This is a genomic window from Mesorhizobium sp. NZP2298 (assembly GCF_013170825.1).
In the GTDB taxonomy this organism is placed as follows: Bacteria; Pseudomonadota; Alphaproteobacteria; order Rhizobiales; family Rhizobiaceae; genus Mesorhizobium.
On the sequence record NZ_CP033365.1, the window covers coordinates 2,643,151 to 2,660,508 of the forward strand.

At 62.6% G+C, this 17,358-nt stretch carries 19 protein-coding genes and 1 tRNA gene; 15 read left to right on the forward strand and 5 right to left on the reverse strand.

What is annotated here, in order from left to right:
* Window positions 1-2 precede the first annotated feature (2 nt).
* Window positions 3-953: a S1C family serine protease gene (locus EB231_RS12785; protein WP_172349115.1), complete on the reverse strand. Its 951-nt coding sequence runs from the start codon at window positions 951-953 to the stop codon at window positions 3-5.
* A 226-nt stretch (window positions 954-1,179) separates the two neighbouring features.
* On the opposite strand from EB231_RS12785, the gene EB231_RS12790 reads away from it, so the two are divergent.
* From EB231_RS12790 to EB231_RS12800, 3 genes are all read left to right on the forward strand, one after another.
* Window positions 1,180-2,052, forward strand: coding sequence for a S1C family serine protease (locus EB231_RS12790; protein ID WP_172349116.1), 873 nt, complete (start codon window positions 1,180-1,182; stop codon window positions 2,050-2,052).
* A gap of 8 nt (window positions 2,053-2,060) precedes the next feature.
* Window positions 2,061-2,693, forward strand: a complete 633-nt coding sequence (locus EB231_RS12795; protein WP_172349117.1) for a helix-turn-helix transcriptional regulator — start codon at window positions 2,061-2,063, stop codon at window positions 2,691-2,693.
* A 102-nt stretch (window positions 2,694-2,795) separates the two neighbouring features.
* Window positions 2,796-3,662 carry an SDR family oxidoreductase gene (locus EB231_RS12800; RefSeq protein ID WP_172349118.1) on the forward strand — a complete coding sequence of 289 codons (867 nt, stop codon included), beginning with the start codon at window positions 2,796-2,798 and terminating at the stop codon, window positions 3,660-3,662.
* Window positions 3,663-3,743: 81 nt separating this feature from the next.
* Here EB231_RS12800 and EB231_RS12805 read toward each other — a convergent pair whose 3' ends face one another.
* On the reverse strand, window positions 3,744-4,262 hold the full coding sequence (locus EB231_RS12805) for a TIGR00645 family protein (protein ID WP_172349119.1): 519 nt from the start codon (window positions 4,260-4,262) through the stop codon (window positions 3,744-3,746).
* A 320-nt stretch (window positions 4,263-4,582) separates the two neighbouring features.
* Window positions 4,583-6,709, reverse strand: a complete 2,127-nt coding sequence (locus EB231_RS12810) for an OmpA family protein (RefSeq protein WP_172349120.1) — start codon at window positions 6,707-6,709, stop codon at window positions 4,583-4,585.
* A 198-nt stretch (window positions 6,710-6,907) separates the two neighbouring features.
* Between EB231_RS12810 and EB231_RS12815 the strand changes: the two genes are divergently transcribed.
* The gene (locus EB231_RS12815; RefSeq protein WP_172349121.1) at window positions 6,908-7,354 is read left to right on the forward strand and encodes a YcgN family cysteine cluster protein; all 447 of its coding nucleotides are present in this window, start codon (window positions 6,908-6,910) and stop codon (window positions 7,352-7,354) included.
* A 208-nt stretch (window positions 7,355-7,562) separates the two neighbouring features.
* Window positions 7,563-7,919, forward strand: coding sequence for a hypothetical protein (locus EB231_RS12820; protein ID WP_172349122.1), 357 nt, complete (start codon window positions 7,563-7,565; stop codon window positions 7,917-7,919).
* Window positions 7,920-8,077: 158 nt separating this feature from the next.
* Here the strand turns inward: EB231_RS12820 and EB231_RS12825 are convergent, their stop codons facing one another.
* Window positions 8,078-8,788: an SIMPL domain-containing protein gene (locus tag EB231_RS12825; RefSeq protein WP_172349123.1), complete on the reverse strand. Its 711-nt coding sequence runs from the start codon at window positions 8,786-8,788 to the stop codon at window positions 8,078-8,080.
* 134 nt (window positions 8,789-8,922) lie between these two features.
* On the opposite strand from EB231_RS12825, the gene EB231_RS12830 reads away from it, so the two are divergent.
* From EB231_RS12830 to EB231_RS12865, 8 genes are all read left to right on the forward strand, one after another.
* Window positions 8,923-8,998 (forward strand) — tRNA-Ile (locus EB231_RS12830).
* A gap of 124 nt (window positions 8,999-9,122) precedes the next feature.
* A complete protein-coding gene (locus EB231_RS12835; RefSeq protein ID WP_172349124.1) occupies window positions 9,123-9,413 on the forward strand; it encodes a hypothetical protein in 291 nt (96 codons plus the stop codon).
* A gap of 430 nt (window positions 9,414-9,843) precedes the next feature.
* A complete protein-coding gene (locus tag EB231_RS12840) occupies window positions 9,844-10,953 on the forward strand; it encodes an ABC transporter ATP-binding protein (protein WP_172349125.1) in 1,110 nt (369 codons plus the stop codon).
* A gap of 16 nt (window positions 10,954-10,969) precedes the next feature.
* Window positions 10,970-12,298: an ABC transporter substrate-binding protein gene (locus EB231_RS12845; RefSeq protein WP_172349126.1), complete on the forward strand. Its 1,329-nt coding sequence runs from the start codon at window positions 10,970-10,972 to the stop codon at window positions 12,296-12,298.
* Between the two features lie 200 nt (window positions 12,299-12,498).
* Window positions 12,499-13,350 carry a carbohydrate ABC transporter permease gene (locus EB231_RS12850; protein WP_413813938.1) on the forward strand — a complete coding sequence of 284 codons (852 nt, stop codon included), beginning with the start codon at window positions 12,499-12,501 and terminating at the stop codon, window positions 13,348-13,350.
* Between the two features lie 10 nt (window positions 13,351-13,360).
* Window positions 13,361-14,245, forward strand: coding sequence for a carbohydrate ABC transporter permease (locus EB231_RS12855; protein ID WP_445299316.1), 885 nt, complete (start codon window positions 13,361-13,363; stop codon window positions 14,243-14,245).
* Between the two features lie 162 nt (window positions 14,246-14,407).
* Complete coding sequence (locus EB231_RS12860) at window positions 14,408-15,478, forward strand: tartrate dehydrogenase (protein WP_172349129.1); 1,071 nt, start codon at window positions 14,408-14,410, stop codon at window positions 15,476-15,478.
* A gap of 56 nt (window positions 15,479-15,534) precedes the next feature.
* Window positions 15,535-15,936: a LysR substrate-binding domain-containing protein gene (locus EB231_RS12865; RefSeq protein WP_172349130.1), complete on the forward strand. Its 402-nt coding sequence runs from the start codon at window positions 15,535-15,537 to the stop codon at window positions 15,934-15,936.
* A gap of 163 nt (window positions 15,937-16,099) precedes the next feature.
* On the opposite strand, the gene EB231_RS12870 is transcribed toward EB231_RS12865, so the two are convergent.
* Window positions 16,100-16,501, reverse strand: coding sequence for a hypothetical protein (locus tag EB231_RS12870; protein ID WP_172349131.1), 402 nt, complete (start codon window positions 16,499-16,501; stop codon window positions 16,100-16,102).
* A 207-nt stretch (window positions 16,502-16,708) separates the two neighbouring features.
* Between EB231_RS12870 and EB231_RS12875 the strand changes: the two genes are divergently transcribed.
* Both EB231_RS12875 and EB231_RS12880 read left to right on the forward strand, forming a co-directional pair.
* Window positions 16,709-17,140 carry an ion channel gene (locus EB231_RS12875; protein WP_172349132.1) on the forward strand — a complete coding sequence of 144 codons (432 nt, stop codon included), beginning with the start codon at window positions 16,709-16,711 and terminating at the stop codon, window positions 17,138-17,140.
* Window positions 17,141-17,186: 46 nt separating this feature from the next.
* The gene (locus EB231_RS12880) at window positions 17,187-17,249 is read left to right on the forward strand and encodes a DUF2274 domain-containing protein (protein ID WP_246741017.1); all 63 of its coding nucleotides are present in this window, start codon (window positions 17,187-17,189) and stop codon (window positions 17,247-17,249) included.
* The last annotated feature ends 109 nt before the right edge of the window (window positions 17,250-17,358 follow it).

The window sequence follows — 17,358 nt, forward strand, 5'->3', positions numbered from 1 at the left end:
TGTTAGCAATCCCGTGCCACCGGCGTCACCGCCACCTGGCTGACGCCGGTGCGGCGCACCACCGTGCACAGCGTCTCGCGGCCGATGCGCTCGGCGTCGAGCATGCGCACGAGGTCGTCGACGCCGGTGACCGGGCGCCCGTCTATTGCCGCGATGATGTCGCCCTCCTTGAGGCCGGCCTTGTCCGCCGGGCCATTCTTCTCGACGCTGCGCAGCCGCACTGCCGTGCTGGTCGACACCTGCGACAGAAGGGCGGCGCGGCGCGGCAGATTGGTGGTGTCGGCCGAGATGCCGATGAAGGCGCGACGCACGCGGCCGAAGCGGATGATCTCCGAGATGACGAAATTGGCCGTGTTGGAGGCGACCGCGAAGGCGATGCCTTGCGCGCCGTGGATCATGGCGGTGTTGACGCCGATGACTTCGCCCGCCGAGGACACCAGCGGCCCGCCTGAATTGCCGGGATTGAGGGCCGCATCGGTCTGGATGACGTCGTCGATCAGCCGGCCGGTCGAGGCGCGCATCGAGCGGCCAAGGGCGGAGACGACGCCTGAGGTGACCGTCCATTCGAAGCCGAGCGGATTGCCGATGGCAATGGCGATCTGGCCGCGCCTGAGCCGCTTGGAATCGCCCAGCGGTGCGACATCGGCAAAGCTGCCGTCAGCACGCACCAGGGCGATATCGGTGTCGGGATCGCGGCCGAGCACGCGGCCCTCGCTGGAAGCGCCGTCGGGCATCGACACGCGCACTGTTTTAGCGTCCCCCACGACGTGGAAGTTGGTGACGACCAGCCCGTCCGGCGCAATCACGAAGCCGGAACCATGGCCGCCCTGGCCACCAATGCGTTCGATGCGGCAGACGGCCGGGCCGATGCGGTCGACCGCGTCGGCGACCGTCATGGAATAGGCGTCGAGCAGCGTGTCGTCGGATTGGAATTTGGCGGCGGCGAGGGCCATGGGCGGGCTCCGTGTTCTCAGGCGTAACGATGCCTTTTGTCTCGTACGTATCATTGTCCCAAAACCGCTGAGCACTTTTGGGCAACACGCACTATATGTGCGGAGCGGCTGGAACCGCCGCGACCTGACCAGATGGCCAGTCAAACCGCCAACTAGCCGTCAGGCGAGTACCTCCAGGGGCGCCGTCGGGCGATATCTGGGACATGACGAACCCCAGGAGACCATCATGAGTGACTTCAATCTGAATGCGTTTTCGCAAGCCGTTGCCGACCTTGCCGCCGCGGCGGCGCCGGCAATGGCGAGCTTCACGACCCATCATCACCGCACGGCAAGCGCCTTCCACTGGAGCGACGGCTATTTCGTCACCGCCGAGGAGGCGGTCGAGGCCGGCGAGGAGATCGAGCTGACGCTGGCTTCGGGCGAGACGGTGAAGGCCGAGCTCACCGGCCGCGATCCTTCGACGGGCGTTGCCCTGCTGAAGCCGGCCACCGCCGTGAATGCCGCGCCGCTGGCCAAGGCCGACGCGGTACGGCCCGGCAATGTCGCCATCGCCATCGGCAACAGCCAGGGCTCGGCGCTGGCGGTGTCGGGCTCGGTCGGCGAAGTCGGCCCGGCCTGGCGTTCGATGCGCGGCGGCACGATCGACCGGCGCATCAATCTGGCGGTCGGCGCCGGCGGCCGTTTCGAGGGCGGTCCGGTCCTCGACGCCAAGGGCGGGCTGATCGGCATGCTTTTGTTCGGGCCGCGCGGCCGGGCGCTGGTCATGCCCTATGAGACGATCGAACGCGCGGTCGCGACCCTGCGCGAGAAGGGGCACGTCGCCCGAGGTTATCTCGGCGCAGGCCTGCATCCGGTGCGCGACCGTGACGCCCATGGCGCGATGGTGATGAGCCTCGACGACAATGGCCCGGCCAAGGCCGCTGGCCTTTCCCACGGCGACATCATCGTAGCCTGGAATGGCGAGGCCGTGCATGGCCCGCGCGACCTGATCCGCAGGCTCGGCCCTGACAGCGCCGGGGTTTCCGTGACGCTTGGCGTGGTGCGCGGCGGTGAACAGCGCGATGTGACATTGACCATCGGCGAAAAGCCGCTGAGCTGAGAGGATTGATGGAAGCGCTCGTCGGCGACCGGACCATGACTGACAGCGCCGCCTCGCGGCGGCTGGTGGTGCTGATTGCGCTTGGCGATGCCGCGCGCGCCGAGCGTCTGGCCGCCACGCTTGCCGCCAGCGATGACCTGCTGCCGGTGGTGGCCGGCGGCCGCAGGGCCGACGTCGCCATCATCGACGACAGGAGCGGAGATGCGGTGCCGGCCTCGGTGCCACGGGTGCTGTTGGGGCGTGCGGGCGGCGAGCGGCCCGCCGGCGAGGTGTTTGCCATAATGCCCGCGGGCGCCGACGATCTGCTGATCGCCGCGGCGGCGCGGCTGGCGGCGGCCGGCTATCGCGTTACCGGCGATGGCGGCCACGGACGCGATGAGGACTTCCACACGGGTGAAAGCGGGCCGTTCGAGGATGAGCCGGCCGATGATCACGCCGTTCGCCCGGCACTTTCGCCGCGCGAGGCGGAAGTGCTGGCGCTGCTCGCCGAAGGCGCGCCCAACAAGGTGATCGCGCGGCGGCTCAACATTTCCGTGCACACCGCGAAATTCCACGTCGCCGCGATCCTAATCAAGCTGGGGGCGGCCAACCGCACCGATGCCATCGCGATTGCGATGCGGCAGGGGCTGGTGCTGGTTTAAACCCTACGCAGCGTAACGGGCGTCCGGCGTATCCGGCCTTGCGCTGTGGTCGTCTGCCGCGCAAAGGTTCGCGCCTGTTGTGTTGCAAGGGAGGCGCAGGAAATGTCGCTCAAGGGAAAGACGCTGTTCATCTCCGGCGGATCGCGCGGCATCGGGCTGGCGATCGCGCTCCGCGCGGCGCGCGACGGCGCCAATGTGACGATCGCGGCCAAGACCGCCGAGCCGCATCCGAAACTGCCTGGCACGATCTACACCGCCGCTGAAGAGATCGAGCAGGCCGGCGGCAAGGCGCTGCCCATGCTGTGCGACATCCGCGAGGAGGCGCAGGTCGCCGAGGCGGTTTCAAAGACCGTCGAAAGATTCGGCGGCATCGACATCTGCGTCAACAACGCCAGCGCCATCCAGCTCACCGGCACGCTGGAGACCGACATGAAGCGCTATGACCTGATGCACCAGATCAACACGCGCGGCACCTTCCTGGTCTCCAAAATGTGCATTCCGCACCTGAAGTTAGCCAACAATCCTCACATCCTGAATCTGGCGCCGCCGCTGGACATGAAGGCCAAGTGGTTCAAGAATCATGTCGCCTACACCATGGCCAAGTTCGGCATGTCGATGTGCACGCTGGGCATGAGCGCCGAATTCGCCAAGGACGGTATCGCGGTCAATTCGCTGTGGCCGATCTCGACCATCGACACGGCGGCGGTGCGCAATCTGCTGGGTGGCGCCACGGTGGCGGCAATGAGCCGGTCGCCCGACATCATGGCCGACGCCGCGCACGCCATCTTCATGCGGCCCTCGCGCGAGGCATCGGGCAATTTCTATATCGACGAAGAGGTGCTGCGCGGCGAGGGCGTCAGCGACTTTTCGGTCTATGCGCCCGATGCGACCGGGCCGCTGGCCGGCGACTTTTTCGTGCCGGACGAGGTGTTTGCGAATTCGGAGACGAAGGTCAGAAGCATTTACTGACGGAAACCACGCCCTGCCGGCGCTGCCCCTCATCCGCCTGCCGGCACCTTCTCCCCGCATAGTGACGGGGACAAGGGAGCCTCACACCTCGTCTTTCTTGCCTTTGCTCAGGCCCATCAGCCTGTCGATATAGGCCAGCATCAGTGCCGAGACGACAAAGGTGAGGTGGATGATGGTCAGCCACATCAGCTGGTCGGTCGAATAGGAGGACGAGTTGAGGAAGACCTGCAGGAGGTGGATGGAGGAGATGGCGACGATGGTCGAGGCGACCTTGACCTTCAGCGATCCGACATCGATCGTGCCCAGCCAATGCACGCCGCTGCCATCCGGGTTGTCGAAGCGGCTGACGAAGTTCTCGTAGCCCGAGATGATGACCATCACCACCAGCGAGGCGACGAGCGCCGCATCGATCAGGCCGAGCATCTTCAGGATTGTGTCGGTGTCGCCGAGCAGGAACACCATGGTGATGAACTCGTAGAGTTTCTTGGCGAACGACAGCGCATAGACAGCCAATGCCAGGCCAAGACCGATATAGAAGGCGACCAGAAGCCAGCGCGAGGCGAGGATGATGGATTCGATGGCGAGTTCGAGACGCTTCATAGAGTGGTTCCAGTTGTTCTCTGATCGGTGATCAGGCGGTATTTCGGCCACGCGAACGCTTTTTGCAAGATAGCAAAAAACCCCGCCGGAGAGGGCCGGCGGGGCTCAATGCGTCCCGCTGGAGTCGGGACGGGGCAGGGAACGCCCAGTCCTGAATCTGGGGTGAGCGGGCTCGCGATTCAATGAGCCGGCTTTAATGCCGGGACAAATCTTCTTGAGCCCGAGGCCCGGATCCGAACCTTTCCCATCCCCGGCCGAGCCGAGGATGGGCGGTTCCAGCGTTGAGTCCGCAAATTAGGTCATGGTTTTGAAATCATGACCTAATTGTTGCTGGCAACGGGTGCTACCAGCGACGTGATACGGCGGATGGCGACACGCCGGTTCTCACGGTTGGGCGCAGAGGTGTTTACCTTCAGATACTCCTCGCCATAGCCCTGCGTCGTCAGGTTCTCCGGCGGGATGCCGAAGGCATTGGTCAGCGCTTCGGCAACTGCTTCGGCGCGGCGGTCGGACAGAGCAAGGTTTGCCTCCGGCGTGCCGACGGCGTCGGTGTGGCCTTCGATCAGGAAGGTCTCGGCCGGGTTCTTCTTCAGCAGCTTCTCCATGGCGCTGGCGACACCCTCAAGCTTCTGCACCTCGGTGTCGGAGATCGAGGACGAGCCGAATTCGAAGTTCAGGGTGTCGAGGTCGACGCGGCGCGCGATGTCGCGTACACGGGCCGAACGCTTGACCTCGTCGATCGAATAGAGGCGCTGGACCCTTTCCACCGGCGGCTGTTCGAGGAAGGTGTAATAGTCGTCAGGGCTTTGGACGTCCTCGGAATCGAGGATGTAGTCACGGCGCGGGATGGTCAGCCGCATCGGCGGCAGGTCATCGCCGGGATCGCGCCAGTCTCCCTCGTCCTGATAGTCCTGCTCGTCGACATAGCTCAGCACATATTCGCGCCCGTCAGGCGTGATGCGTGAACGCTGGATGACATCGCCATAGCGGTTGCGGATGGTGACGATCCGGATGCCGTTGTCGCGCTCGACCGTCTCGCGTGTACGGCCCTGCGGCAGGTCCTCGTAGTAGACGTCCTTGGCACCACGATTCATGCGCGGACCGTCATTGCTCTGGACGATCGTCTGGCCGCCGAGCTGGATGATGACGCGGTCGCCGATCTCCTTGAGCACGTCGACGCCCTGGGGGCGGCGGCGGTCGCGGATGTTCTCATCGGGCGCGCGGTCCCGGCGTTTGCCCTTCTCTTCCGTCACCGGGACAAGCTTTTCGGGCTTGATCTCCTGCTGGGCTGCCTTGTCGTCGGTTGGAGGCGGACCCTGGTCGACGGGAGCAACCACCGGCTTCTGCCCCTGATCGCCGCCTTGCTGGGCGTTCTGGCCACCATTCTGCTGCTCGCCATTCTGCTGGGCGTTCTTGTCGCCATGCTTGCGGCCGCCGCCCTTGCGTTCGGCGTCCTTCTGGCTGTCGAGGAGGGGGGCAGCGTTCTTGTCGGCGGGAGCTTCGCCCTGTACGGGATTTTCGCCTTGGACAGGCGCGGCCTTGCCGCCATTGGCCGGCTGTTCGCCGGTCGCGGGCTGCGCGCCCGTGGCCGGTTGCTCGCCCGCGGCCGGTTGGTTGCCATTCGCGGGCTGTTCACCCACCGGCTTCTTGCCGTGCTTCTTGGTCTTGTCCTGGGGCTGTTCTCCCTGGACCGGCGGCTGTTCGCCGGCAGGAGCTTCCTTCGGCGTCGGGGCGGCTTCCGGCGTTATCGCCGGGGCCTGCTCGGCCGGCTTCTGCTGATCCTGCTTGTGTTTCTTGCCCGGCTTGGCCGGCTGATTGTCGTTGGCGGGTGCAGCCTGGCCAGCCGGGACCTCGCCGGCCGGTGCCTGCTCGGTCTGCTGTTGCTGCTGGTCGCGCTTCTTCTTGCGCGGCTGCTGCTCTTGGGCGGCAGGGGCTGCCTGTTCGGCCGGTGCCTGCTCGGTCTGCTGTTGCTGGTCGCGCTTCTTCTTGCGCGGCTGCTGTTCCTCGGCTGCCGGTGCGGCCTGTTCGGCCGGCGCCTGCTCGGTCTGCTGCTGCTGGTCGCGCCTCTTCTTGCGCGGCTGCTGTTCCTCGGCTGCCGGTGCGGCCTGCTCGGCCGGCGCCTGCTCGGTCTGTTGCTGCTGGTCGCGCTTCTTCCTGCGCGGCTGCTGTTCCTCGGCGGCTGGAGCGGCCTGCTCGGCTGCCGGCGCTGCCTTCTCGGCGGGGGCCTGCTCGGTCTGCTGCTGGTCGCGCTTCTTCTTGCGCCGCTGCTCCTGGTCGCTCTGTTGTCCCTCGTCGGCGGGTGCGTCCTGGGCCAGGATCAGCGGCGTTCCACCGCGCTGCGTGAGGTCGAACGCGGCACTTCCCTGAAGCGGGAACGCGCCCAACGGCGCGGATGCCATCAGCAGGCCAAGTGCTGTACCTGCCAGAATCCGTGGTTGGCGTTTCATCGAAAACTCTCCTTGTGGGGTCCCATCCTTGCCGAAACCGATCTTGGACCGATTGGTTCCAGTTTGGTGGGGATAGATGCCGTACGGGGCGATTGGCCGGCCTTTTGAAGGCAACTTCGTGTCATTAGGCCAGCCTAAGGTCCGATTCCAGTCCTTACCGCGCTTGACCTCGGCGGCGGCCGGGGCCACATCCGCGAGATGGAAACGCCATTCTGGAAAACAAAGACGCTGGAAGCGATGAGCCCGGCCGAGTGGGAATCGCTGTGCGACGGCTGCGGCAAATGCTGCCTGTCGAAGCTCGAGGACGAGGATACGGCCGAAATCTATTGGACAAGTGTCGGCTGCCGGCTGTTCGATGCGCAGAGCTGTCGCTGCGCCGACTATTCCAACCGGCTTGCGCGCGTTCCTGATTGCGTCGGCCTGACGCCGCAGAATGTGCGCACCATCAGCTGGCTGCCCAGCACCTGCGCCTACCGGCTGGTGGCCGAGGGCCGCGACCTCTATTGGTGGCACCGGCTAGTGTCGGGCAGTGCCGAGACCGTGCACGAGGCCGGTATCTCGATGCGCGGCCGGGTCAAGGCGAGCGAGACCGAACTGGCCGAGCCCGAGGATTATTTTGACTATATACTCGACGACGAGCCTTGAGGCTGAGGCTGGTGGCCGCCAGGCGCCAGGAATCGGGGCAGGGTATTGGGGTCATATTGTTATTGTTCGAAGACCGGCGGAGGTTTTCTGACCGCCACATGAACCGCAGATGAACGGCGAGTTCGTAAATAGTTCAGACAGGCCAGTGCATTGTCCCGCCATCGGTTTCACGAGGACGGGCGCAAGCCCGCAACAAGGAGAGAGAAGCATGTACACCAAGATCAAGACGGCAGCCCTTTCGGCTCTGGTCGGCCTCGGCACGCTGGCCGCCATTCCCGCCCATGCCGACAGCCTCTATCTCGGCTTCGGCAACAACCAGGATCCGCGCTTCGGCGTCTATGCCGGTGATGACGGTTATCGCCACCGCCGTGACGAGCGGCGCGACGACTGGCGCCGTGGCTGCTCGCCCGACCGCGCCCTCGACAAGGCCGAGCGCATGGGGCTGCGCCGTGCCCGCATCGTCGACGCCAACCGCCGGGTGGTGAAGGTGATGGGCCGCCAGTATGGCGATCGCGTCGTCATCGTCTTCGCCAATGAGCGCGGCTGCCCGGTCATCAACCGCTGAAGCCTCTCGATGGCGGAGCCCCTGTCCGATCGGACGGGCGCGGCTCGAAAAAACCCCGCGGGAGCGATCCCGCGGGGTTTTTCCTTGCATCGTATCGGCTGCAGGTCGTCCGTCGCCCGGCAGTGCCGGCGACGGACGGCCGTTGCGTCGGCCAGCTGCTATTTCAGCTCGAAGGTGACGGTCACCTGGACATTGTAGGCGTTTTCGCCGGCTTGGGTCGGCACCGCCGACCGGGCCGCGTCGAATGCCTTGGCGTTGATCGCCATCGGCGCCGGAGCGATGTTCTGATCGGAGATTTCCAGCACCCGGCCGATGCTGACGCCGGCAGCCTCGGCCAGCGTCTTGGCCTTGGCGATGGCATTGGCAACCGCCTTCTTGCGGGCTTCGGTTATGGTGGCATCAGGATTGTCGTTGGTGAAGGAGATGCCGCCGCCCTGGTTGACGCCCAGAGACACCGCCTTGTCGAGGATCTCGCCCGTCTTGTCGATGTCGCGCACGCGTACCGCCAGCGTGTTGGTGACCTGGTAGGCGACGAGCTCGGCCTCCTGGCTGCCGTCGGGCTTGTTGGTGAAGTTGTAGCGCGGATTGATCTGGATGCCGGCGGTCTGCAGGTCGCGATCCTTGATGCCGGCCGCCTTCATCGCCGCGATCACGGCGGCCATGGCGTCGTTGTTGGCATCGAGCGCCGCGCGCGCCGTCTTGGCCTCGCGCATCACGCTGAGCGACAGCAACGCCAGGTCGGGAGGGGTGGTCGCTTCGCCTTCGCCCGATACGATGATGCGGGCGGGCGTCGGCGAATCGGCGGCTCCAGCCATCGACGGAAAAGCGATTGCAGCGGCGAGCGCGAGGGGCAAAAGATGTCTGGTCATGAAAATCTCCGTGGTATGCGATCAGGTCGCAAGCGTCGCGTAGAGCGCGATTATGGGTTGATTTGGGCGATCAGCGAAAGCCCGTCGCGAAAGCCTTGTGCCGCGATGCGAAAAACATTAATCCAGCCGGCGTGGGGCCTGTAGCTCAATGGTTAGAGCCGGCGGCTCATAACCGCTTGGTTGGGGGTTCGAGTCCCTCCGGGCCCACCATGACCTTTGATTTTATTACGGAAAAAGTGCCTCGGCCCAAAACGTTATGGGCCCATAATGGGCCCATGAAAAAGGCGGCCAGAAAGCCGCCTTTCAATTCGGTTCTGTTTCGTTCGCTCATTTGATGACTCGCAGCGGCATCTTTTGCCGCATAGCATCGCGTTTTGCTTCTCGGGAGCCCAAAGGCGTTCTTAAGTACCGCCCCGCCGTTCGACCGATCCAGCGGCGCCAATGCCTGGGCGAGCTTATCGACGATTGGAATGAACATCTCGCGGCCGCCATGGCGGTTGCGGTTCTTTTTTTGCCGGAAGTCGAAGGCTTCGATTACCTCGATCGAACCATCAAACAGTTCGACTTCCTCGACTACCAGATGCTCCCAATCGAGCGCAGCGACATCCCCACGCCGGTTGCCTAGCCAGAAGCCAAGCGCATAGCAGGTACGTGCGGCAGATCCGATCGGGTGGCGTGCCTCGAACTTTTCGCGGATCGCAATTGCCAAGCCGGGTTGGCCGTGGATTTGGGTATGCGGACACGGATGGACAGTGACGGGTCGTTCTGCGGTTTGATCCATTTCTCGACATGGATCGCTACCCACAGCAGCGCATCTGGCACCACAAAGATGCCTAGGGTGGAGATTGCTGCCCAATCCAAGATCACCCGGATGCCTGGATGCGCGGCGTTGTCCCGAGCGGTAGAACCCGCGGTTCGAGTAAAGCTTTACAGCCCGGGCTGGTAGCGCTACCGTTTCCGCGTCGCGTGAGCAAGGGAGGGGGCCAGGGCTGTCGCGGATCAGACACGAAGCGGTTTCCTTTACGACGTCGCAGGAAGCATTCGGGAGGAAATCGATGGCGTCTGTCGCAATTGGCGAAGTCTATAAATCATTCGGGACCATCGAGATTCTCCACGGCGTGAGCGTCGACATAGAAGACGGTGAGTTCGTCACGCTGGTCGGGCCGTCTGGCTGCGGAAAATCGACCCTTCTCAGGATGATCGCGGGCCTCGAAAAGATTTCGCGCGGCCAGATCGCCATTGGTGAGCGTGTTGTCAACAACGTTGCGCCCAAAGAACGCGACGTCGCCATGGTCTTCCAGAACTACGCGCTCTACCCGCACATGACCGTCGCCGAGAACATGGCGTTCTCGCTGATGCTCAAAGGTGTTTCCAAGACAGAGAGCGATGTCGGCGTGCGCCGCGCCGCCGAAATCCTCGGACTGGTGCCGTTGCTTGCGCGCTATCCTCGGCAGCTTTCCGGCGGGCAGCGCCAGCGCGTCGCCATGGGTCGGGCGATCGTGCGCGATCCGGCGGTCTTCCTCTTCGACGAGCCGCTGTCCAACCTGGACGCCAAGCTCAGAGTGCAGATGCGCGCCGAGATCAAGGAACTGCACCAGCGCCTGAAGACCACGACGGTCTATGTCACCCACGACCAGATCGAAGCCATGACCATGGCCGACAAGATCGTGGTCATGCACGACGGCATCGTAGAACAGATCGGGCCGCCGCTGGAACTCTATGACCGGCCAAACAATCTCTTTGTTGCCAGCTTCATCGGCTCGCCGGCCATGAACTTGCTCAGGGGCGAAATCGCCACGGATGGCTCGCCGTCCTTTCGCGGCGCGGGGGGGATTTCAGTCCCGTTGGCCTCGGCACTTTCCATCGGCAATGGCGGGCCAGTGGTGCTGGGAATACGGCCAGAGCATTTGCGGCTGTCCGACCACCAGGGCATTCCGGTCACCGTCGCGGTGGTCGAGCCGACAGGGTCCGAAGTGCAGCTCATCGGCCGGACAGCCGGCGGCGAAGAGATCGTCGCGAATTTCCGGGAACGCCATTCCTTCACGCCGGGCGAAATCATCCGGCTTACAGCCGATCCCGGCCTCATTCATCTCTTTCACGGCGAAACCGGACAGCGATTGGAAAACGCGCACCAGACAGTAAGAACCATACGGCGAGGGCAATAAACAGGAGGAGACGAGCATGAAGTTCACCAGACGCGATGTGATCCGCACCACCGCCGGGGTGGCGGCGGCGGGAGCCTTGGGAAGCCGGTTCGCCGGCTCTTCCGCCTATGCCCAGGAGGGGTTGAAATACAAGCCGGAGGAGGGCGCCAAGCTCAGGCTGCTGCGATGGTCGCCCTTCGTGCAGGGCGACGAGGATCAGTGGCTGGCCAACACCAAGCGGTTCACCGAAGCGACCGGTGTCCAGGTCCGCATCGACAAGGAAAGCTGGGAAGACATCCGCCCGAAGGCGGCGGTTGCCGCCAATGTCGGCTCCGGCCCGGATCTGATGTTCGTCTGGTTCGACGACCCGCACCAGTATCCCGACAAGTTGCATGACGTGACAGAGCTGGGAGAGTATCTGGGCTCGAAATATGGTGGCTGGCACGAGGGACCAAAGCAATACGCGACACGCGGGGGCAAATTCCTCGGCCTGCCTCTGGCCACCATCGGCAATGCCATCGTCTATCGCGAAAGCTGGGTGAAGGAGGCCGGCTTCTCGGAGTTTCCGAAGGACACTGCAGGCTTACTCGAGCTTTGCAAGGCATTGAAGGCGAAGGGGCACCCGGCCGGCTTCACGCACGGCCATGGCGTCGGCGACGGCAACAACTACGCCCACTGGCTGCTGTGGAGCCACGGCGGCCAGATGGTCGACGAGAGCGGCAAGGTGACGATCAACAGCCCCGAGACCCTCAAAGCGATCGAATACGCGCAGGAGCTCTACAAGACCTTCATTCCGGGCACCGAAAGCTGGCTCGACGTGAACAACAACCGTGCCTTCCTGGCCGGCGAGCTGAGCGTCATCGCCAACGGCATTTCCGCCTACAACACAGCCAAGATCAACAAGGACAAGGATCCAAAACTGGCTGAAATGGCCAAGGACATCCGCACCACCAACCTGCCGATCGGGCCGGTCGGAAAATCCGTCGAGCTATTCCAGGTGACCACGGCGGTCATCTTCGACTACACGCCTTACCCCAACGCGGCCAAGGCCTATCTACAGTTCATGTTCGAGGATCCGCAAATGCCGGCCTGGATCACTTCCTCGGCCGGTTACTGCTGCCAGACGCTCAAGGCCTTCGACAACAATCCGGTGTGGACGGCCGATCCGAACAATGCCGCCTACGCCAAGGCCTCGGCGACGCTGCGTCCCAATGGCTATGCCGGGCCGCTCGGCTATGCCTCGGCGGCGACCATGGCCGACTATGTGCTGGTCGACATGTTCGCCAAGGCCGTGACAGGTCAGGCCACACCTCAGGAGGCGATGGAAGAGGCGGAGAAGCGCGCAAATCGCTATTATCGCGTCTGAGCGGAGCTTGGCCGGGCAGCCACGACCGTGCTGCCCGGCTGGCTTCGGACAGCGTCAGGGCCGTTCCGGCCAATCAATAAGACCTCAACAGGAGCCGACCCATGGCCGTGCCGTCAGCTGCCATTCAGACGCGTCCTTCGATCCTGTCGCGGACCCTGTCGCGCTGGGGCGAAAGCCGCAATGCGCTTGGCTTCGGTTTCATGCTGCCGGCGGCGGCGCTGCTGCTGGTCTTCCTCACCTATCCGCTCGGTCTTGGCGTATGGCTTGGCTTCACCGATGCTCGCATCGGCCGCCCCGGCATCTTCATCGGCCTCGAGAACTACGAATACCTTTGGAGCGACGCCGTCTTCTGGCTCTCCGTCTTCAACACCTTGCTCTACACGATCAGCGCCTCGATCCTAAAATTCGCGCTCGGCCTCTGGCTGGCGCTCATTCTCAATCAAAACCTGCCCTTCAAATCGTTCTTCCGCGCGATCGTCCTGCTGCCGTGGGTGGTGCCAACGGTGCTGTCGGCCATCGCCTTCTGGTGGATCTACGATGCGCAGTTCTCGATCCTGTCATGGGCGCTGCAGCAGATGGGCCTTATCGACCATCGCATCAATTTCCTTGGCGATCCGACGAACGCTCGGGCGTCGGTGATCGCCGCCAATGTCTGGCGCGGCATTCCCTTCGTGGCGATCACACTGCTTGCCGGCCTGCAGACGATTCCGCAGTCGCTCTACGAGGCCGCGACGCTTGACGGTGCCAGCCGCTGGCAATTGTTCCGCTACGTGACGTTGCCGCTGCTCACCCCCATCATCGCCATCACCATGACCTTTTCGGTGCTCTTCACCTTCACCGATTTCCAGCTGATCTATGTGCTCACCCGCGGCGGGCCTGTGAACGCCACCCATCTGATGGCGACGCTGTCGTTTCAGCGCGGCATTTCCGGCGGCCAGCTTGGCGAGGGCGCCGCAATCGCCGTTGCCATGATTCCATTCCTGCTTGCGGCAATCCTGTTCAGCTATTTCGGCCTGCAGCGCCGCAAATGGCAGCAGGGTGGCGGAGACTGACATGGCCGCGATCGAAACGAGCACTCGTGCGGATACAGACGAAGGCGGCATGGGCTACCTTCAGAGTCTGCCGCGCCGCGTTGTGACCGTCTATGTGCCGCTACTGGTATTCGTCATCGTGCTGTTGTTCCCGTTCTACTGGATGACGATCACGGCGGTGAAACCCAATCTCGAGATGACGGATTATGCAAATTTCAACCCATTCTGGGTCGTGCATCCGACGCTTGAGCATATCCGCTATCTTCTCTTCGAGACGTCGTACCCCGGCTGGCTGCTCAACACGATCATCATCTCGACCGCCGCCACGTTCCTGTCGCTGCTTGCGTCGGTGTTTGCGGCCTATGCGATCGAACGCTTGAGGTTTTCCGGCGCGCGCCAGGTCGGTCTGGCGGTCTTCCTGGCCTATCTGGTACCGCCCTCGATCCTGTTCATTCCACTGTCGGTAATGGTGTTCAACCTTGGCCTTTACGACACGCCGTTCGCTCTGATCCTTACCTACCCGACCTTTCTCATCCCGTTCTGCACGTGGCTGTTGATGGGCTACTTCCGCTCGATACCGTTCGAGCTGGAAGAATGCGCGCTTATCGACGGAGCGAGCCGCTGGCAGATCCTCACCAAGATCGTGCTGCCTCTGTCGGTGCCGGGCCTGATTTCCGCGGGCATCTTCGCATTCACCCTGTCGTGGAACGAATTCATCTACGCCTTGACCTTCATCCAGTCCTCCGAGAACAAGACCGTTCCGGTCGGCGTGCTTACCGAGCTGGTGCGCTCGGACGTCTATGAATGGGGAGCGTTGATGGCGGGCGCACTGATCGGCTCCCTGCCGGTGGTGGTGCTTTATTCATTCTTTGTCGAACACTACGTTTCCTCGATGACAGGGGCAGTGAAGGAGTAAGGCTTTTGCTACAGGCGCCTTCCAAGTCGCCCCGCAGGCCTGGCCTCCTTTTTAGGGCAAATATACAATTCCTCTTTTTAGGGAACTTACTCGGCCTCATGGGGGCCCAATACCGAAGGAATGGCTGGCGCTATCGTCGTTGCCCTCGAAGAGGAGCCTGGAATGGCCTCGCATAAGATCGCTGTCATTGGTGGTGACGGTATTGGACCGGAGGTCATCGAGGCCGGGGTGAAGGTGCTCGAAGCCTTGACGGTTGCCGAACCGGATCTTGCCTTCGATTTCAAGCGCTTCGACTGGGGTTCAAATTACTATCGCGGCAACGGCCGCATGATGCCGCAGGATGGCCTCGATCAGATTAAGGGCTTCGATGCGATCTATTTCGGCTCAGTGGGCGACCCGAATGTCCCCGACGATATCACACTTTGGGGGCTACGCCTTGCCATCTGCCAAGGGTTCGACCAGTACGCCAATGTGCGGCCGACGCGCCTCTTGCCTGGACTGACCGGTCCGCTGCGGCCCGACCTCGGCAAGCAGATCGACTGGGTAATCGTCCGCGAAAACACCGAAGGCGAATATGCCGGCGTTGGCGGTCGCGCCCATCGCGGCCTGCCGATAGAGGTCGGCATGGATGTAGCCGTCTTTACCCGAACCGGGATCGAACGGATCGCCCGCTTTGCCTGTGACCTTGCTCTGTCGCGCCCCCGAAAGCTACTGACCGTCGTCACAAAATCTAATGCACAGCGTCACGGCATGGTGCTCTGGGACGAAGTCGTTCGCGAGGTGGTTCGCGACTACCCCGGTCTGACTGTCGACTGGATGCTAGTCGATGCCATGACCCAGCGAATGGTCAACAGGCCCGGCAGCATCGATACGGTTTTAGCGACCAACCTCCATGCCGACATCCTCTCGGATCTGGCTGCTGCGCTTGGAGGTTCTCTTGGCGTTGGCGCAACATCGAACATCGATCCGTCTTGCCGGCATCCGTCCATGTTCGAACCCATCCACGGTTCGGCGTTCGACATCGCCGGCAAGGGCGTGGCCAATCCGCTTGGATCGTTCTGGACAGCAAGCCTCATGCTTGACTATCTCGGGGAGGCGGCTGCAGCGCGTCGCCTTATGGTGGCGATCGAAATCGTCACCGACCGCGGAGAGTTTCTGAGCCCGGATCTTGGCGGTGCTGCCAGCACGGCAGAGGTTACGGCCGCCGTGATCGGGGCACTTCGCGCCAACTAGCTAAAGCGCGCGGGGATAGGGCACTGTCACGGACTGCACGTCACGGATCGGTTCAAGTGTATCCAGACATCAGGCTCACCATTGAGGATGTCCAAGCCAGGCAGAGACTGGCCACCCTACGCCGCGGGCGTTTCGCCATCTTTCTCACGCACGACATCGGGGCCGACAAGACCTGCAGCGCCGAGGTGTTTTGGCAGGAGCGTCTTTTCGTGCTTCTCCCGACCGCCCATTCACGTGTGGAGAAGCCGATGCTCGAATGGTGTGACCTTGCGGATATGCGTCTGCTCGTTCCGGTTGGGCTGGAAGGACCGTCGCTGGATCTGTGCCTGCTCGAACACATTTCAGCGGATGGCGGCCCGGCCCTGCAGACATGTCGTGCCAACCAGGCAACGGTCATCTTCAAGGTGCAAATCGGAACGAATTGCGGACACCAGCCACCGGCTACAGGGGTTCTGTAGCGATAACTGGCTGTAGGAGGTCAGCTGCCATGCATGCTGGCATCGATCATCGGAGCATCTCATTCCCGGCGGCCACGACCTGTCGCAACTTCGACGAGCTATAGCTGAGCGCGCAAAACGTGTGTCACGGATGATCAGGAGCGGTGTCGGATGGCTGATGCGGTCAAAATGCCTGGGTCGTTCCGTCTTCGAAGCTCGCGGAATGGACGCAGGTGCTCACCGAAACATCAGAGTGGTTCATGCCAACCAACTGGCGCCATCGAGCATTGTTCGATTTGGTCGTTTGCTTTGTCCAACTGCCGGGATTGATTTGCAAATGCCTGTCGATCTTGGTGGAGGAAATTACGCCGCCTCTTTTGTCGATGAAGTAAATTCTGCCTATGGCACTCTTCATCGGTTCGGCTTGGCCTTGCAAGCCGACCGTGATCCGGTACGACCCGGGCGCCGGGCTTGTTACCGACCAACTCGGGGCGGTAACCGCCAGCCGGCTTCCTTCACAGGGTAGCGCCAGTGCGGCAGTGGACTGAAAAGCAATTGCGAACGCGAAGATTAGCTGTTTCGTCAAGCCTATTCTCCGGAATGCCAAGACACATGGCCCATTTGGCCACCTCAGGTCTTCATCATCATTGCGACAATTTCAGGGTACGGCGATCGGTCTAATCGCGCGCCGGCGAGGCCAGGGATTCTCGCCTTTTTAAGGTCCACTTGCACGCGATCATGCCTTCGCCAGGGCCATACCAGATGGGCGAAGCGTCGCTAGCGAGATAATTCCATGAACATGCTAATTGCCATCACATTGACGTTCGCCGCGGTCATTGGGTCGTCGTCTTTGCACTACGAAGCAATCCAGCGCCTCGACAAATTGGCACGCAAGTCCACTGGCGCTTATCCTGCACTGCTCTTCGTCATCTGCGGCCTGGTCGGGCTTCATCTTCTCGAGATTGGCATCTACGCCGCCATATTTCATCTGGCGGACCAGACACTTTCCCTAGGTGATTTCGGCGGAAAGGCCTTCCCGTCAAGCATGGACTATTTTTACTATGCCGCCGAGGCCTACGCCTCGCTCGGCTACAACAACGTGATACCCATTGGCGAAATGCGGCTCATCACGTCCATCACACCACTGAACGGCCTGCTCCTTTTGACCTGGTCAGGCTCGTTTCTTTTTTCGCTCGTGGAGGATTGGCGCGGGAAGAGCAAATAAGCTCCGAAGCTCATTTGAGATCAATCCATCGCGCCTGATCGCGCCGATGCTGGAACGGTTTATCGCAACGGATCGCGGCTTTGCCAAAGCAAAGAAGGGGGAGGCCTAGATCGGATTCCAGTGGCCCACGACACCACCTCGTGGACAATCGATCGTTTTGTCGGTCTCCGCATCGACGCAAAGGAGGATGCAAGAGGCGACCTGACTCTTCGTTCGCT

Bases quoted from the DNA above. Each gene is read 5' to 3' on its own strand.
- EB231_RS12785 (WP_172349115.1), bottom strand. From the start codon at position 953: ATGGCCCTCGCCGCCGCCAAATTCCAATCCGACGACACGCTGCTCGAC.
- EB231_RS12790 (WP_172349116.1), top strand. From the start codon at position 1,180: ATGAGTGACTTCAATCTGAATGCGTTTTCGCAAGCCGTTGCCGACCTT.
- EB231_RS12795 (WP_172349117.1), top strand. From the start codon at position 2,061: ATGGAAGCGCTCGTCGGCGACCGGACCATGACTGACAGCGCCGCCTCG.
- EB231_RS12800 (WP_172349118.1), top strand. From the start codon at position 2,796: ATGTCGCTCAAGGGAAAGACGCTGTTCATCTCCGGCGGATCGCGCGGC.
- EB231_RS12805 (WP_172349119.1), bottom strand. From the start codon at position 4,262: ATGAAGCGTCTCGAACTCGCCATCGAATCCATCATCCTCGCCTCGCGC.
- EB231_RS12810 (WP_172349120.1), bottom strand. From the start codon at position 6,709: ATGAAACGCCAACCACGGATTCTGGCAGGTACAGCACTTGGCCTGCTG.
- EB231_RS12815 (WP_172349121.1), top strand. From the start codon at position 6,908: ATGGAAACGCCATTCTGGAAAACAAAGACGCTGGAAGCGATGAGCCCG.
- EB231_RS12820 (WP_172349122.1), top strand. From the start codon at position 7,563: ATGTACACCAAGATCAAGACGGCAGCCCTTTCGGCTCTGGTCGGCCTC.
- EB231_RS12825 (WP_172349123.1), bottom strand. From the start codon at position 8,788: ATGACCAGACATCTTTTGCCCCTCGCGCTCGCCGCTGCAATCGCTTTT.
- EB231_RS12835 (WP_172349124.1), top strand. From the start codon at position 9,123: ATGACTCGCAGCGGCATCTTTTGCCGCATAGCATCGCGTTTTGCTTCT.
- EB231_RS12840 (WP_172349125.1), top strand. From the start codon at position 9,844: ATGGCGTCTGTCGCAATTGGCGAAGTCTATAAATCATTCGGGACCATC.
- EB231_RS12845 (WP_172349126.1), top strand. From the start codon at position 10,970: ATGAAGTTCACCAGACGCGATGTGATCCGCACCACCGCCGGGGTGGCG.
- EB231_RS12850 (WP_413813938.1), top strand. From the start codon at position 12,499: ATGCTGCCGGCGGCGGCGCTGCTGCTGGTCTTCCTCACCTATCCGCTC.
- EB231_RS12860 (WP_172349129.1), top strand. From the start codon at position 14,408: ATGGCCTCGCATAAGATCGCTGTCATTGGTGGTGACGGTATTGGACCG.
- EB231_RS12875 (WP_172349132.1), top strand. From the start codon at position 16,709: ATGAACATGCTAATTGCCATCACATTGACGTTCGCCGCGGTCATTGGG.